Here is a 14,778-nt window from a genome sequence, read left to right as displayed (position 1 = left end):
CACAGTAAATTTGCCGTCAGAAAGTATTAAAATTTTAAAAAATGAAAAAAGTATTATTAGCAGGTGCTGTTGCACTTTTCGGTTTATCCAATGCTCAGATTGCTAAAGGAACGGTTTATTTATCAGGACAGGTTGGATATTCTCAACAGGAAAATAACAATACAGACAGAAAAGACGAGAGCTTCAGAATTCTTCCCACTGCTGGTTATTTTGTAGGCACTAATTTAGCTGTAGGTTTAGGAGTTGGGTATGCAAGTGATAAAATAACAACTACTCAAACTACACCTTTCCCTACAGGAAGTGTTGTTGCAGAATCTAAAAATACACAGTCTGCAGTTGTTGTAGCTCCTTTTGTAAGAAAATACTGGACTTTAGCTGACAAATTATATATCTTTGGCCAATTAGAAGTTCCAATGGAATTTGGTAACATTAAACAAGAAGGATCTACGATTACTACAGCAGGTAATACAGTAACTACAACTTCTTCTTCTACAAAGAATAACTATACTTCAGTTGGTGTCAACATTAAGCCAGGTTTGGATTATTTCTTGAATAAAAACTGGTCTATTGAAGCAACTATCGGTGAATTCGGATACAATACTTCAAAATTAGATGTTGACGGAGCGAAAAGCGTAGATAACTATAACTTCGGTTTAAACTTATCTTCTATAACGTTCGGAGTTAAGTATGTATTTGCAAAATAATAAACAAAGCATATAAGTTTAAAGTCCTGGGATTTAATTTCAGGACTTTTTTATCGTATTATACATATGATGTTGAAAAATATCAGTCTGTAGAATAAATTATATATTTTTGCAAAACTTAAACTTCCTTTATTATTAACCAGGATTGCAGTAATGCAACATGAGGAAATAAGGAATTTATAAGAGATATTTTGATTAAACTCCTTATTAAGGTATTTTCCGGTTAAGAGTTTATACCAAATAAAAATCAGATTAATTATATTTTAAATAAAATAAATAACTATGAAAAAACTATTATTAGCAGGTGCAGTGGCACTTTTCGGCTTGTCAAATGCCCAGATGACTAAAGGTGACTGGGTAATCAGTGGAAATACAGGTCTTGGTTTCAACAGTGTTGATACTAAAACCAAAGTAGAAGGGCAGACGTATGATGGTGCTAAAGTAAGTACGTTTTCTGTCACTCCATCTGTAGGGTATTTCGTAATTGACAAATTGGCCGTAGGTATTGATTTAGGCTTTACAAACATTACAACAAAAGAAGATGGTGATAAATCTACAATCTCCAGCTTTTCTGTAATGCCGACTGCCACTTATTATTTTGTAAACAGCAGCAAACTGGTTCCTTTCTTAGGTGCCGGTATCGGATATGCATCCGGTAAAACAAAAGAGACATATTCTAATGTTTCTGAAGAATTTACAACGAATGGTTTAGCCTGGAAAGTAAAGGGAGGAGTAACTTATATGGCGACTCAGTCTTTAGGTATTAACTTAGGGGTATCTTTCGATCAGTTTTCCAACAAAGAAACGTATTTCGGAACCGAGTATAAAAATACGGTAAATACTTTCGGTGTAAATGTAGGTTTCTCATATTTCATCAAAGGTAAAGCTCAGAAATCTGATAAATAAGGAATTATTTTGGAGGATAAAAAAAACGGCTCATTTCTGAGCCGGTTTTTTATTTAAATAGTAAGTATTGTAACTAAAACCATTCTTTCTGATTATGGACATAGGTTCTGTCAAATTCTTCATCAGACTTCGTCAGGTAGATGATCCCTTCGATAAACCCGACAATACCTACAATCCCGCAGCTTACCAGGCCCAAAACCAATTGAATAATCCCAGCTTTTGTGTAACCCAGATAAAATTTATGAATGCCAAAAGTACCGAGCAGCAATCCTAAAATACCCGCTACTACTTTTTTTTCCGATTTGTAAGGCTGCAGGTAATTTCCCTGCTTCTCATTAATTTCCATATTGTTTATTTTTTGGTGTGTGTAGTGTATTTATATTATTTACCGAACATTCCGCCCATTCCAGGCATGTTCGGCATTTTGCTCATCATCTGCATCATCTGTTTTCCCTGAGGCCCCTGCATCATCTTCATCATTTTACCCATCTGGTCAAACTGTTTCATCAGAGCATTAACATCTTCAATTTTTCTGCCTGCGCCTTTGGCAATCCTGTTCTTTCTCTGGGTGTTGATAATGGATGGCCTTCTTCTTTCGTCCGGAGTCATTGAATAGATGATCGCTTCGATGTGTTTAAAGGCATCATCGCTGATTTCCACATCTTTGATCGCTTTTCCGACACCCGGGATCATTCCCATCAGATCCTTCATATTCCCCATTTTCTTGATCTGGTTGATCTGCTTTAAGAAATCATCAAAACCAAACTCGTTCTTGGCAATCTTCTTATGAAGTTTTTTTGCTTCTTCCTCATCAAACTGTTCCTGAGCCCTTTCTACCAGGGAAACAACGTCTCCCATCCCAAGAATTCTGTCGGCCATCCTTTCCGGGTAGAAAAGGTCTAATGCTTCCATTTTCTCTCCCGTAGAAATGAACTTGATCGGTTTTTCCACGACTGACCGGATGGTCAGTGCCGCTCCACCACGGGTATCACCATCCAATTTGGTTAAAACAACCCCGTCAAAATTCAAAGCTTCATTAAATGCTTTTGCCGTATTGACAGCATCCTGACCGGTCATTGCGTCAACAACGAATAAAGTTTCGCTGGGCTTAATAAAATAATGAACCGATTTGATTTCATTCATCATCTGCTCATCAATGGCCAGACGGCCTGCCGTATCCACAATGACTACATCATGGCCGTTTGACTTAGCAAAGGCAATCCCGTTTTCAGCAATCGTAGAAGGATTGGTAGAGCCGTCTTCAGTAAAAACCGGAACACCGATCTGCCCGCCCAATACCTTCAGCTGGTCAATGGCTGCCGGACGATATACGTCACACGCTACCAAAAGGGGTTTTTTATTTCTTTTTGTTTTTAAATAATGAGCCAGTTTCCCGGAGAAAGTCGTCTTACCGGAACCCTGGAGGCCGGCAATCAGAATGACAGACGGTTTTCCGGAAAGGTTGATGCCTTCCTGGGAACCTCCCATCAGATCTACCAATTCATCATGAACGATTTTGGTCATCAGCTGTCCCGGGGTCAGGGAAGTAAGAACATCCTGTCCCAGTGCTTTATCCTGAACCCTCTTGGTAAGATCCTTGGCAACTTTATAATTAACGTCGGCATCTACCAATGCTCTGCGAATCTCTTTTACGGTTTCCGCAACATTGATTTCCGTAATTTTTCCTCTTCCGGAAATATTGTGAAGTGCTTTGTCTAATTTATCCTGTAAGCTATTAAACATATGTATTGTAAATTATAGGTGTGCAAAAATAAGGAAATTTTAGAATATTTGAGTCTTCAATACGTAATATTATATATAGGCAGATATTAATGGGATGATAAAAATCAAATTATGCCGAAATCCGCTAGAAAAAGTATATTTTTGTGACACTTTGAAAATAAGCCTAATGGATGTTAGGCAGAATAAATATAATGCATGAAAGCTAATCCGAATATATTAGTTACCCTATTGTTCTTTTTAACATTCCTGATCCATTTTTCACTCTGGAAGTTTGTTTTTCATCTGGATGAAATTATCATCGTGAAATTTTATCTTTTTTTAAGTGTCATGTTTATGATGATGATTACGCTTATTGTGCTGATCAATAAGGTCGTTCCTGAATTTTTGGGACTGTCTGTCATCGGTTTGGTTCTTCTTAAATTCGCTTTGATGTATTTAATCAGAAAGAAACTGAATTTTGAAGTCATCCCGGGATATAAATTCCACTTTATTATTCCGTATTTTGTGCTGACTACGCTTCTTACCTATTATGCGATTAAGCTGATCAATCATGACAAAAAACAGTAAAATTATTTATTGAAACTAGAAAAAAATATTATATTTTTGCACAACGAAAAAAACCTATCAATGTTTAAAAAATTCGCAGTTTTATTCTACAGTATTTTTGTATTAAGCTTAGTGTCCGCACAGCACGGTGAGGCAGGTTCTGAGGCTATTCCGGCTACAGAACTTTCTGAAAAAGACAAAGTAAGTAAAGAAAACAAAGAGTACATCGATCATCACTTGTTGGATGCACACGATTTTACATTGATGGTGGACAAAGAAGGCCACCACATCGGTTTCCCTCTTCCGGTTATTTTTTATGATAACGGTTTTCATTCTTTCATGAGCAACAAAGAAGGATTTATTCACGGAGAGCCCATTGAAGTTGACGGTAATTTCTATAAGCTTCACCATGAAAAGATTTATAAGACTGATGTCAACGGAACTTTGAATTTAGGTGAAGACGGACATCCTGTCAATGAAAAGCCTTTAGATCTTTCCATTACAAAAAGTGTGCTTATTATTTTATTGACATCAATCTTTATGCTGTTACTATTTACAGGAATGGCAAGGTCATATAAAAAATCTCAGGTTCCTACAGGGGTGGCAAGATTTTTAGAGCCTTTGGTAATTTTTGTAAGAGACGAAGTAGCAATTCCGAATATCGGACATAAGTATAAAAGATTTATGGGGTATTTATTAACGGTATTCTTCTTTATCTTATTTCTGAATGTATTAGGATTAATGCCTTTCGGAATCAATGTTACGGGTAATATCACCATGACATTCTTCTTAGCAATCCTTACTTATCTGATTACAACATTTTCCGCGAATAAGGATTACTGGAAGCACATCTTCTGGATGCCTGGAGTTCCGGTACCGATGAAACTGATCATGCTGCCAATCGAATTATTGGGGACAATCACAAAGCCTTTCGCATTGATGATCCGTCTTTTTGCCAACATGACGGCAGGGCATATCGTTGTAATGAGTCTGATCGGATTGATCTATGTTTTTAAAAATGTAATTGCAGGGGTTGCATTTCCTTTCTTAACATTAGTAATTTATTTACTGGAAGTACTGGTAGCATTCTTACAGGCGTATATCTTTACGATGTTATCGGCTTTATTTATCGGAATGGCTGTACAGGAGCACGAACATGAACATCATGCCGCTCACTAATTAATTATATTATAATAAAAGAAACAAATTTTTAAAATTATATATTATGGAAATCCCTAAAATTGTAGGTGCTGGTATCGTAGTACTAGGTGTAGGTATCGGTCTTGGTAAAATCGGAGCTGCTGCTCTTGAAGCTATCGCTAGACAACCTGAGCAATCTGGAAAAATCCAAACAGCTATGCTTATTGCTGCTGCCCTTGTAGAAGGTGTTGCGTTTGCTGCTCTATTCGCAGTAAACTAATTAAAACTAAAGCCACTATCCGTAACGGTTGGTTACAGATAGTGGTTATTTAAGAAAAAATAGTAATCATTTATACATTTATATAATGGAATTAATTCACCAGTTTTCATCAGGATTATTTATTATCCAGACTATTATTTTTCTAGCATTGTTATTTTTGTTAGGTAAGTTTGCCTGGAAACCTATTTTGAACTCTATCAACGACAGAGAAACGTCTATTGTTGATGCTCTTAATCAGGCTACATTGGCAAGAAAAGAAATGGAAACTTTAAAAGAGGATAACGAAAGAATCATTCGCGAAGCTAAAATCGAAAGAGATGCCATCCTTAAAGAAGCAAGAGAAATTAAAGACAGAATTGTAGGTGAAGCTAAAGATACTGCCAAAGCTGAAGGTGATAAATTAATCGAAGCTGCGAAGCAGACCATCAATGCAGAGAAAAATGCTGCCATGGCAGATATTAAAACCCAGATCGGTGTTTTATCTGTGAACATTGCAGAATCTATCCTGAAGCAAAAGCTGGATAACAGCGAAGCTCAAAACGAATTAGTTCAGAATTATCTAAACAAATCAAACCTTAACTAAGAATGCTTACATCTAAAGTAGCTAAAAGATACGCACAGGGTTTACTTGATTTTACGAACGAATCAGGTCAGACTTCTGCTGTATTTTCTGACATGAAAGATGTGGTGAAGTTAATGTCTCAATCTCCGGATCTGAACAAATTCTTCCTTACGCCTTATATTGACAGCAAAAAGAAAATAGAGGTAGCGAAAGAGATATTTAAAAGCTTGTCGGCTTCTTCTCAGAATCTGATTACTCTGGTGATCAGACAGGGAAGAGAAAACCAGCTGAAAAATATCGCACAGGAATTCATCAATAAAGTTGAAGATATCAACGGTGTGGAAAGAGTGACGCTTACGACGGCAACTGAGCTTTCAAAAGAAAATCTTGATCAGATTTTAAAATCTACAAGCCTTGTCAAAGCAGATTCCAATTTTGATCTGAAAGTGCATGTAAGACCTGAAATCTTAGGAGGTTATATTTTGAGGGTCGGAGACCAGCAGATCGATGCTTCCGTAAAGTCTAAGCTTAACAGTATTAAAAAAGATTTTCATTTAAATTAAGAAAAAAACAACCATACAATGGCAGAAATAAATCCGGCAGAAGTATCTGCGATCTTAAAACAGCAATTGGCCAACTTCGATACTCAATCCAACGTTGAGGAAGTAGGTACAGTTTTAACCATCGGTGATGGTATTGCTCGTGTATACGGGTTAGAAAACGTACAATACGGAGAGTTGGTGAAATTTTCTAGTGATGTAGAAGGTATTGTACTTAACCTTGAAGAAGACAACGTAGGGGTTGCTTTATTGGGTGAAAGTAAACTGGTAAGAGAAGGTGATACCGTAAGAAGAACCAACAGAATCTCTTCTATCAAAGTAGGAGAAGGCATGTTAGGAAGAGTAGTGGATACTCTTGGTAACCCTATCGATGGTAAAGGTCCTATTTCAGGAGATTTATACGAAATGCCATTGGAAAGAAAGGCTCCCGGAGTTATCTTCAGACAGCCGGTAACCGAGCCTTTACAGACCGGTATCGTAGCGATCGACTCTATGATCCCTGTAGGAAGAGGACAGAGAGAGCTTATCATCGGTGACAGACAAACGGGTAAAACCACGGTTGCCATTGATACGATCATCAACCAAAGAGAATTTTTTGATGCAGGAAATCCTGTATATTGTATATATGTTGCAATCGGGCAGAAAGCTTCTACTGTAGCACAAATCGTTAAAACGCTTTCTGATAAAGGCGCTTTGGCATATACGGTAATCGTTGCAGCTAACGCCTCAGATCCTGTTCCGATGCAGGTGTATTCTGCAATGGCAGGAGCTTCGATCGGTGAGTTCTTTAGAGATACCGGGAGACCGGCATTGATCATTTATGATGATTTATCTAAGCAGGCGGTGGCTTACCGTGAGCTTTCTCTTCTATTGAGAAGACCACCGGGCCGTGAAGCTTATCCTGGAGACGTTTTTTATCTTCACTCAAGATTATTGGAAAGAGCGGCAAAAGTTATTGCTGATGATACCATTGCAAGCCAGATGAATGATTTGCCTGAGTCTTTAAAACCAATAGTAAAAGGAGGCGGTTCGTTAACAGCACTTCCGATTATCGAAACTCAGGCGGGTGACGTTTCTGCGTATATCCCGACGAACGTAATCTCTATTACAGACGGACAGATCTTCCTGGAGTCTGACTTATTCAACTCAGGGGTGCGTCCGGCGATCAACGTAGGGATTTCCGTATCGAGAGTAGGAGGTAACGCTCAGATCAAATCAATGAAAAAAGTGTCTGGTACTTTGAAGTTAGACCAGGCTCAGTATAAAGAACTGGAAGCATTTGCTAAATTCGGTTCAGACCTTGATGCTTCTACTTTAGCAGTAATCTCCAAAGGAGAAAGAAACGTGGAGCTTCTTAAGCAGCCGGTAAATTCTCCGCTTCCTGTAGACAGCCAGGTAGCTATGATTTATGCAGGTACCGAGAACCTGATGAGAAACGTTCCTATTAAAAAAGTAAAAGAATTCCAGATCGAATATATCGCTTTCTTAAGATCCAAGCATCCTGAGACAATGGCTGCTCTTAAAGCCGGGAAAATCGATGATTCCATCACAGGTGTTCTTAAGCAGGCTGCTAATGATTTAGCTTCTAAGTATAACTAAAAAATTCAATGTTTAAGGTTTAGACAAAGTTTAAACCTTAAACTTAAGACCTTAAACCTTGAACCAAAATAATGGCAAACTTAAAAGAAATACGAGGCAGGATTACGTCAATTTCATCAACGATGCAGATTACCCGTGCTATGAAAATGGTTTCGGCTGCGAAACTGAAAAAGGCACAGGATGCAATCGTAATGTTAAGACCATATTCTGAAAAACTGCAGGAGCTTATCCAGAATGTCAATTCAAGTTCAGATCCTGATCAGATTTCTGTCTATGCTCAGAAAAGAGAAGTTAAAAAGATACTTTTCATCGCTGTTACTTCAAACAGAGGTTTGGCGGGGGCTTTCAACTCTAATGTGGTAAAAGAACTGAACATTCAGTTTCAGAATAAAGCTCAATATGAGTTTGAAGTTCTTACCATTGGTAAAAAAGCTTACGATTCTGTAAGAAGAACCCGTGCAGTATACTCCAATGAAAGTGCCGTTTTTGATAACTTAAACTTTGATACGGTATCCCATGTTACCGAGGGAGTAATGACCAGTTTCAGAGAAGGGAAATTTGATGAAGTATATGTAATTTACAATAAATTTGTCAATGCAGCGACTCAGGAAGTAACCACAGAGCATCTTCTTCCGATCTCTATGCCGGAAACTACGGAACCTCAGGTAGAAACAGATTATATTTTTGAGCCGAACAGAAAAGAAATCCTTGATAATCTGATTCCTAAATCAATCAAGACTCAGGTATTCAAAGCGGTCCTTGATTCTGTTGCATCGGAACACGGAGCGAGGATGACTGCCATGCATAAAGCTACTGATAATGCTCAGGAACTTAAAAATGATCTGGTAATCTTCTACAACAAAGCAAGACAGGCTGCCATTACAAACGAAATCCTGGAAATCGTTTCGGGAGCGGAAGCACTGAAAAATTCGTAAGAATTTATTTTAACATAAATATAAAGCATCGTCTACCACGATGCTTTTTTTGTTACTTTTATTTTGTCTATCTTTGTCATTACAAATTTTATATTAATTTCTAAATGGACTCGGACATAGTCAGGCTTTTGCTAGCCTTATTTCTTGTTTTACTTAATGGCTTTTTTGTAGCCGCAGAATTTTCAATTGTTAAAGTTCGTTACTCACAGATACAGATCAAAGCCGCAGAGGGAAACTCTATGGCAAAGCAGGCGGAACATATCATCAAGCATCTTGATGAGTATCTGTCAGCCACACAGCTGGGGATTACACTGGCTTCGCTGGCCCTGGGTTGGGTTGGGGAAAGCGCCCTTCACCATGTGGTTCAGAATATTTTCAGCTCTTTACGCATTGATTTGGCTGAAACAACAGTTACCACCATTTCAGTGGTAACCAGTTTTGTACTGATTACCGTTATGCATATTGTATTCGGTGAGCTTATTCCTAAATCAATAGCCATCAGGAAGGCGGAGGCTACGACAATGGCCACTGCTGTACCATTGAGGGTCTTTTACACCGTTTTTAAGCCGTTTATCTGGCTGATGAATCTAATGTCAAATACCTTTTTAAGACTGGTTAAGATCCACCCAGCTTCAGAGCAGGAGATCCACTCAACAGAAGAATTGCAGCTTTTGGTAAAGCAAAGTGCAGACAGCGGGGAAATTGAAGAGGAAAACTATGAGATTATCAAGAATGCCTTTGATTTTACAGACCATTCCGCAAAGCAGATCATGGTTCCCCGTCAGAACATTACCTCTATGGATTTTGAGGAAGATGTGAATGAGATTATTAATAAAATAATGGACAGCGGATATTCGCGTATTCCGGTATATGTCGATTCCATTGATAATATAATCGGTATTTTATACACAAAGGAAATTATCAGGGAATTTGTTAAGAGAAAAGGGGAGCTGAACCATGATGATCTTAGAGAATTGATGCGGGATGCATTCTTCGTAGTCGGAAGTAAGAAGATTTCCGATTTACTGAAGATTTTCCAGCAGAAAAAGCAGCATTTGGCGATTGTAATTGATGAGTTTGGAGGAACGGAAGGAATTATCACCCTTGAAGATATTTTGGAAGAACTGGTTGGCGAAATCCAGGATGAAGAAGACGATGAAGAGAAAATCGTTGATAAAATAGGAGAGAATACCTATTGGATCCAGGCCACGCAGCCTTTGGATGAAATCAATGAGTTCTTACCTAAAAAACTGCCGCTTCCGGAAGAAAGCGAGTATAATACCCTGGCCGGATTTATTCTGCATGCCCTTGAGGATATTCCGGAAGAAAATCAGGAATTCGCCCTTGAAAACTACCATTGCAAAATTCTGAAAATGAATAATAAAAGCGTGGAGATGGTTGAACTGGTCTATCAGGAACCCAATGATATCAATGATCAGGCAGAAAAAATAGGAGAGGTTTAATTTAACGAAGCAATACAATGATTTTTTATAACAGTATAAAAGATTACGAAGATCCGAAACGTCAGTACGAAGAAGATGTGCTGGTTTTAGATGAAACAGATGAAGTGTACAAGTTGGTTTTACACAATGATGAGATTCATACTTTTGATTATGTCATTGACTGCCTGATTGAAATATGCAAACATACCCTGGAACAGGCGGAACAATGCACTATGTTGGTACATTTCAAAGGTAAATGTACCGTAAAAACAGGTTCAATGGACCTGCTGAAGCCCATGCATGAAAAATTGCTGTCACGGGAACTGACAAGCGAAATCATATAATACAAAGCTCTGACCACCGGTCGGAGCTTTTTTTTATCTCAACGATGATATTACTCACAAAACTTCACATTTTATAAACTCCATTGTTACATCTTATCTAAAATAGTATATTTGTATAAACTATATAGAAACAAAAAAGAATGCTTGTAATAGGAATTGCCGGCGGTACCGGATCCGGCAAAACTACGGTTGTTGATAAGATTATCCAGCAGCTTGATGTTGAAGGAATGAACATCCTTTCCCAGGATAATTATTATCACGACAATCATAATTTAACGCTTACCGAAAGAGAAGCCTTAAACTATGACCATCCGAAGTCCATAGATTTCGAACTGATGCTGAAACATGTAAAAGCATTGAAAAACAATGAATCCATAGAGCAGCCGGTTTACAGCTTTGTTACGCACTCCAGAACCGGAGACCATGTTACGGTAGAACCTAAAAATGTATTGGTGGTAGAAGGGATCCTGGTTTTAACCAATAAAGAATTATTAAAGGAGTTTGACCTTAAAGTCTTTGTGCATGCCGATTCAGATGAAAGACTGATCAGACGGATCAGGAGAGATACCCAGGAAAGGGGACGGGACCTGAACGAAGTCCTGCACCGCTATCAGACTACTTTAAAACCGATGCATCAGGAGTTTATTGAACCTTCAAAAAATGAAGCCGATCTGATTATTCCGAACATGAGGCAGAATTCCGTAGCCATTGATTTTTTAACAACCGTTATCAAAAATTCATTGAGAAAACACTAAAATGAAAGAAAATAAGCTTATTAAAGATATTCAGCCTAAATCTGAGAGCATTAAACTGATTCAGAAGTATGTTCTGAATAAATACACCATTACCATAGGTCTATTTCTGGTCTGGATGGTTTTCTTTGATAAGACCTCTTTTCTGGTAATTAACGAATTGAACGGCGAGATCAATAAATATGAAGACCAGCTTCAGTATTATAAAACGGAATATGAAAAAAATGACGCGTTTTATAAAAAATTGATGAATAATAAATCGGAAAAGGAAAAATACGCAAGAGAAAACTATTTCATGAAAAAACCGAATGAAGAGATCTTCATCCTGGTCGTGGACAGTACAAACATTGCAAAAAAATAATTGGCAGATAAAGGTGAATGCTTTTAAACAGGTCAGTTAAAACCGTTTTAAATTCAATACACTGTCAATAACCAATCATAAATTTTAAAACGAGACTATGTCAGATACAGCCTGGGAAATTTTAGTAAAAAAACAGCTTAAGACAGAAGATATTTATTCAGTCCTTACCAAAGAAAACCTGGAAGGGATTGAAGTAAAACCTTTTTATGATTCCGTTTCCGGTCCTTTGGTAAACCTTCCCAAAATTGAAGAAAGCACGCATCTGGTAGCAAGGTACCATGAAAGCCTGGAAGAAGATGTGTTCGCATTCCTTCTGGATCATAATGTTGAAAATCTTGAGCAGAAAACAATTTTTGTCAACAATGCAGATCTGGCAGGCCACATCAGTCCGAAAGAAGAAGACCAGTATTTTTGTCTAGTTGATGTTTTTGATGAAGAGAAAGCCGAGATTAATGATCAGCTGGTAAAAGAATTACTTGCAAAAGAGTTCAGAAGAAATATCTGTGTCGACATTTCCCTTCACCAGAATGCAGGAGCCTCCATTTATCAGCAGTTGGGGATTGCCCTGGCAAAAACGAAAGAATTAACGGAACTCTATGGACCTGACATTTTAAACAAGCTGATCTTCAGGATAGCGGTCGGAGGAAATTATTTCTTCGAAATGGCAAAATTAAGAGCTTTTAAAATGGTTTTCAATCAGTTTTCAAAAGAATATGACTTAGATGAGATTCCTTATATTTTTGCAGAAACTTCATTGAGGAACAAAGCGGTTTCAGATCAGGAAAACAATCTGATCCGTTCTACCCTGGAACTGACTTCTGCCATGATTGGCGGTGCCGATGCGGTGTTCAGCAACAATTATATGGTAGATAAAAGCACGGATATTTCTGAAGAAATCTCTTTTAAGCAGCAGATTGTCTTGGCTTATGAAAGCATCATCAATGTATTTGAAGACGCTTCCAACGGCAGTTATTACATAGAAGATGTTACGCGGCAGATGGCTGAAAAATCATGGGCTCTGTTTATAGAAATCGAAGAGGCGGGAGGTTATCTGGAGCTTTTAAAACAAGGAATTATTCAGAAGAAAATCTATGACCATGCTGTTGAAGAACAGAAATGGGTAGAAGAAGGAAAAATAAAACTGATCGGTGTTAATTTATATCCCAAATTAGACGTTATAAAATCAGTTACGGAACTTTATAACGAAAATGAGATTAAAGCCGTTCGTTGGGCGGAAATGTTTGAATCATGAAAGAAAAACTGACCGACCTGTTTGAATATACCTATCATTTCAATAAAGAGGTGATTGCAGTTATTTCTGAGAATATTTCCGGCGTTGATGAAAAGACAATCAGCTTAATCAATCACACGCTGAATGCCCAGCAGGTCTGGAACTCACGAATTTTAGGGGAAACCCCTTTCGAAGTCTGGCAGATCAATCCTTTTGAAAACTTAAAGGATATTAATCATTTGAATTTTCAAAAAAGTATAGGAATTGTTGAAAATTCGGATCTTGACCAAAAGATAGAATATCATAATTCCAAAGGAACACGATTTGAAAATACCGTTTTTGAAATGCTTTTTCAGGCGGTCAATCATTCCACTTACCACAGAGGGCAGATCAACTCTTTATTAAAGCAAAACGAGATCGAACCTCTGCTGACGGATTATATTTTTTATAAAAGATAGATTGTATAAATCCTTTACATTAATCTGCGAAATCTGTGGGAAACAAACTGCTGAATAAAGAAATCCAGGAATACATCAATGCAAATCTGAATACAGATCTGCATACCTTACTGTTGAAAAAGTCCCCGTTTACGGAAATCTCCATGCAGGAAATCGTTCAGCAGATCAAAGGAAAGAAGGTGGCACAGAAAAAATTTCCGTTTTTACTTAAAGAGGGAATTATTTTTCCGCCACAGCTTAATCTGGAGCAGTCATCTTCAGAAAAAACCGCCCATTATAAATCTGAAATTCTTAAAGGAAAACAGTTTATTGATTTGACAAGCGGCTTTGGAATTGATGCCTATTATCTGTCTCAACATTTTAAAGACGTAACACTTGTTGAACAAAATGCCGAACTTTTGGAAATAGTACGGCATAACTGGTCTGTTTTAGGCCGGCATGCTACCTTTATCCATCAGAAACTGGAAAATTTCCTTCAGGAAAACAAAGAAACTTTCGATGTTATTTATCTTGATCCGGCCCGGAGGGATAGCCATAAAAATAAAGTTTTCCTGCTGGAAGATTTATCGCCGGATATTTTAGAAATTCAGGGGAAACTGCTTTCTGTTTCAAATCAGATAGTGATCAAACTATCACCGCTGATTGATTTGAAGTATCTTGTTTCTGTATTACCGAATATTTTTAGGATCGATATCATTGCTGTAAAAAACGACGTTAAAGAGGTCGTTGTTTTTCTTTCTGAAGGTAAGCCGGATAAAATCCAATGCCACTGTATTAATTTAGAAAGCGGAGAACCCGATTTCAGCTTTACGTTTGAAGAAGAGAAAAATGCCGTCTCAGAATATTCCGAACCGGAAAAATTTATCTATATTCCCAATCATTCCATTTTAAAAGCGGGTATCTTTAATTTGATTTCAGAAAAATTTGCACTGAAAAAGCTCCATCCCAATACCCATCTTTATACATCACATCATAAGATTGAACGTTTTCCGGGAAGAGTGATTGAAACGGAAGTTGTTGAGGCCAAACAAATTAAGAAGAAAAGCCAGTACAATATTATTTCAAAAAACTATCCCTTAACACCGGAACACATTAGAAAAAAGTATGGACTGAAAGATGGTGGAGCGCGCTATCTTATTTTTACGCAATCCGTAGAAGGGAAAATAATTTTAAAATCAGTCTAAAAATGTTGCCGTAAAATGCATTATTTCTTAA

18 protein-coding genes are annotated in these 14,778 nt (G+C 37.6%); 16 read left to right on the top strand and 2 right to left on the bottom strand.

What is annotated here, in order from left to right:
• Positions 1–41 precede the first annotated feature (41 nt).
• Positions 42–704: an outer membrane beta-barrel protein gene (locus tag H561_RS0102205; RefSeq protein ID WP_027385522.1), complete on the top strand. Its 663-nt coding sequence runs from the start codon at positions 42–44 to the stop codon at positions 702–704.
• Positions 705–986: 282 nt separating this feature from the next.
• Positions 987–1,610 carry an outer membrane protein gene (locus H561_RS0102200; RefSeq protein ID WP_027385521.1) on the top strand — a complete coding sequence of 208 codons (624 nt, stop codon included), beginning with the start codon at positions 987–989 and terminating at the stop codon, positions 1,608–1,610.
• A gap of 73 nt (positions 1,611–1,683) precedes the next feature.
• On the opposite strand, the gene H561_RS0102195 is transcribed toward H561_RS0102200, so the two are convergent.
• The gene (locus H561_RS0102195; protein ID WP_027385520.1) at positions 1,684–1,956 is read right to left on the bottom strand and encodes a TM2 domain-containing protein; all 273 of its coding nucleotides are present in this window, start codon (positions 1,954–1,956) and stop codon (positions 1,684–1,686) included.
• A 35-nt stretch (positions 1,957–1,991) separates the two neighbouring features.
• On the bottom strand, positions 1,992–3,353 hold the full coding sequence (gene ffh / locus H561_RS0102190) for a signal recognition particle protein (RefSeq protein ID WP_027385519.1): 1,362 nt from the start codon (positions 3,351–3,353) through the stop codon (positions 1,992–1,994).
• A gap of 195 nt (positions 3,354–3,548) precedes the next feature.
• Between ffh and H561_RS0102185 the strand changes: the two genes are divergently transcribed.
• The 14 genes from H561_RS0102185 (at position 3,549) to H561_RS0102120 (ending at position 14,747) form a co-directional block, all read left to right on the top strand.
• Positions 3,549–3,920: a hypothetical protein gene (locus H561_RS0102185; RefSeq protein ID WP_027385518.1), complete on the top strand. Its 372-nt coding sequence runs from the start codon at positions 3,549–3,551 to the stop codon at positions 3,918–3,920.
• A gap of 60 nt (positions 3,921–3,980) precedes the next feature.
• The gene (gene atpB / locus H561_RS0102180; RefSeq protein WP_027385517.1) at positions 3,981–5,078 is read left to right on the top strand and encodes a F0F1 ATP synthase subunit A; all 1,098 of its coding nucleotides are present in this window, start codon (positions 3,981–3,983) and stop codon (positions 5,076–5,078) included.
• 46 nt (positions 5,079–5,124) lie between these two features.
• Positions 5,125–5,319: an ATP synthase F0 subunit C gene (gene atpE / locus H561_RS0102175; protein WP_002979108.1), complete on the top strand. Its 195-nt coding sequence runs from the start codon at positions 5,125–5,127 to the stop codon at positions 5,317–5,319.
• Positions 5,320–5,404: 85 nt separating this feature from the next.
• On the top strand, positions 5,405–5,902 hold the full coding sequence (locus H561_RS0102170; RefSeq protein ID WP_027385516.1) for a F0F1 ATP synthase subunit B: 498 nt from the start codon (positions 5,405–5,407) through the stop codon (positions 5,900–5,902).
• Positions 5,903–5,904: 2 nt separating this feature from the next.
• A complete protein-coding gene (atpH, locus tag H561_RS0102165; protein ID WP_027385515.1) occupies positions 5,905–6,444 on the top strand; it encodes an ATP synthase F1 subunit delta in 540 nt (179 codons plus the stop codon).
• 18 nt (positions 6,445–6,462) lie between these two features.
• Positions 6,463–8,040 (top strand): F0F1 ATP synthase subunit alpha, encoded by a 1,578-nt coding sequence (gene atpA / locus H561_RS0102160; protein WP_027385514.1) that lies wholly within the window; start codon positions 6,463–6,465, stop codon positions 8,038–8,040.
• A gap of 71 nt (positions 8,041–8,111) precedes the next feature.
• Positions 8,112–8,975 (top strand): ATP synthase F1 subunit gamma, encoded by an 864-nt coding sequence (gene atpG / locus H561_RS0102155; protein WP_027385513.1) that lies wholly within the window; start codon positions 8,112–8,114, stop codon positions 8,973–8,975.
• A gap of 104 nt (positions 8,976–9,079) precedes the next feature.
• Positions 9,080–10,438, top strand: a complete 1,359-nt coding sequence (locus tag H561_RS0102150; RefSeq protein ID WP_027385512.1) for a hemolysin family protein — start codon at positions 9,080–9,082, stop codon at positions 10,436–10,438.
• 17 nt (positions 10,439–10,455) lie between these two features.
• Complete coding sequence (locus H561_RS0102145) at positions 10,456–10,761, top strand: ATP-dependent Clp protease adaptor ClpS (protein WP_034761101.1); 306 nt, start codon at positions 10,456–10,458, stop codon at positions 10,759–10,761.
• A gap of 140 nt (positions 10,762–10,901) precedes the next feature.
• Positions 10,902–11,516 (top strand): uridine kinase, encoded by a 615-nt coding sequence (udk, locus tag H561_RS0102140; RefSeq protein WP_027385510.1) that lies wholly within the window; start codon positions 10,902–10,904, stop codon positions 11,514–11,516.
• Position 11,517: 1 nt separating this feature from the next.
• Entirely contained in the window at positions 11,518–11,874 is a 357-nt protein-coding gene (locus H561_RS0102135) for an FtsB family cell division protein (RefSeq protein ID WP_027385509.1), read from the top strand.
• Between the two features lie 97 nt (positions 11,875–11,971).
• Positions 11,972–13,126, top strand: a complete 1,155-nt coding sequence (locus H561_RS0102130) for a methylmalonyl-CoA mutase family protein (RefSeq protein ID WP_027385508.1) — start codon at positions 11,972–11,974, stop codon at positions 13,124–13,126.
• Positions 13,123–13,563, top strand: a complete 441-nt coding sequence (locus H561_RS0102125; protein WP_027385507.1) for a DinB family protein — start codon at positions 13,123–13,125, stop codon at positions 13,561–13,563. The genes H561_RS0102130 and H561_RS0102125 overlap by 4 nt, the downstream gene beginning before the upstream one ends.
• A gap of 35 nt (positions 13,564–13,598) precedes the next feature.
• The gene (locus H561_RS0102120; protein ID WP_027385506.1) at positions 13,599–14,747 is read left to right on the top strand and encodes a class I SAM-dependent methyltransferase; all 1,149 of its coding nucleotides are present in this window, start codon (positions 13,599–13,601) and stop codon (positions 14,745–14,747) included.
• Positions 14,748–14,778 lie beyond the last annotated feature (31 nt).

The organism is Chryseobacterium gregarium DSM 19109 (assembly GCF_000430845.1).
Lineage (GTDB): Bacteria > Bacteroidota > Bacteroidia > Flavobacteriales > Weeksellaceae > Chryseobacterium > Chryseobacterium gregarium.
The sequence above is the reverse complement of the archived record's forward strand: the minus strand, read 5'-3'. Positions and strand labels throughout refer to the sequence as shown.

What these genes read in the sequence shown, in the direction of transcription:
- H561_RS0102205 (WP_027385522.1), top strand. Translation starts at nt 42, where the DNA reads ATGAAAAAAGTATTATTAGCAGGTGCTGTTGCACTTTTCGGTTTATCC.
- H561_RS0102200 (WP_027385521.1), top strand. Translation starts at nt 987, where the DNA reads ATGAAAAAACTATTATTAGCAGGTGCAGTGGCACTTTTCGGCTTGTCA.
- H561_RS0102195 (WP_027385520.1), bottom strand. Translation starts at nt 1,956, where the DNA reads ATGGAAATTAATGAGAAGCAGGGAAATTACCTGCAGCCTTACAAATCG.
- ffh (WP_027385519.1), bottom strand. Translation starts at nt 3,353, where the DNA reads ATGTTTAATAGCTTACAGGATAAATTAGACAAAGCACTTCACAATATT.
- H561_RS0102185 (WP_027385518.1), top strand. Translation starts at nt 3,549, where the DNA reads ATGAAAGCTAATCCGAATATATTAGTTACCCTATTGTTCTTTTTAACA.
- atpB (WP_027385517.1), top strand. Translation starts at nt 3,981, where the DNA reads ATGTTTAAAAAATTCGCAGTTTTATTCTACAGTATTTTTGTATTAAGC.
- atpE (WP_002979108.1), top strand. Translation starts at nt 5,125, where the DNA reads ATGGAAATCCCTAAAATTGTAGGTGCTGGTATCGTAGTACTAGGTGTA.
- H561_RS0102170 (WP_027385516.1), top strand. Translation starts at nt 5,405, where the DNA reads ATGGAATTAATTCACCAGTTTTCATCAGGATTATTTATTATCCAGACT.
- atpH (WP_027385515.1), top strand. Translation starts at nt 5,905, where the DNA reads ATGCTTACATCTAAAGTAGCTAAAAGATACGCACAGGGTTTACTTGAT.
- atpA (WP_027385514.1), top strand. Translation starts at nt 6,463, where the DNA reads ATGGCAGAAATAAATCCGGCAGAAGTATCTGCGATCTTAAAACAGCAA.
- atpG (WP_027385513.1), top strand. Translation starts at nt 8,112, where the DNA reads ATGGCAAACTTAAAAGAAATACGAGGCAGGATTACGTCAATTTCATCA.
- H561_RS0102150 (WP_027385512.1), top strand. Translation starts at nt 9,080, where the DNA reads ATGGACTCGGACATAGTCAGGCTTTTGCTAGCCTTATTTCTTGTTTTA.
- H561_RS0102145 (WP_034761101.1), top strand. Translation starts at nt 10,456, where the DNA reads ATGATTTTTTATAACAGTATAAAAGATTACGAAGATCCGAAACGTCAG.
- udk (WP_027385510.1), top strand. Translation starts at nt 10,902, where the DNA reads ATGCTTGTAATAGGAATTGCCGGCGGTACCGGATCCGGCAAAACTACG.
- H561_RS0102135 (WP_027385509.1), top strand. Translation starts at nt 11,518, where the DNA reads ATGAAAGAAAATAAGCTTATTAAAGATATTCAGCCTAAATCTGAGAGC.
- H561_RS0102130 (WP_027385508.1), top strand. Translation starts at nt 11,972, where the DNA reads ATGTCAGATACAGCCTGGGAAATTTTAGTAAAAAAACAGCTTAAGACA.
- H561_RS0102125 (WP_027385507.1), top strand. Translation starts at nt 13,123, where the DNA reads ATGAAAGAAAAACTGACCGACCTGTTTGAATATACCTATCATTTCAAT.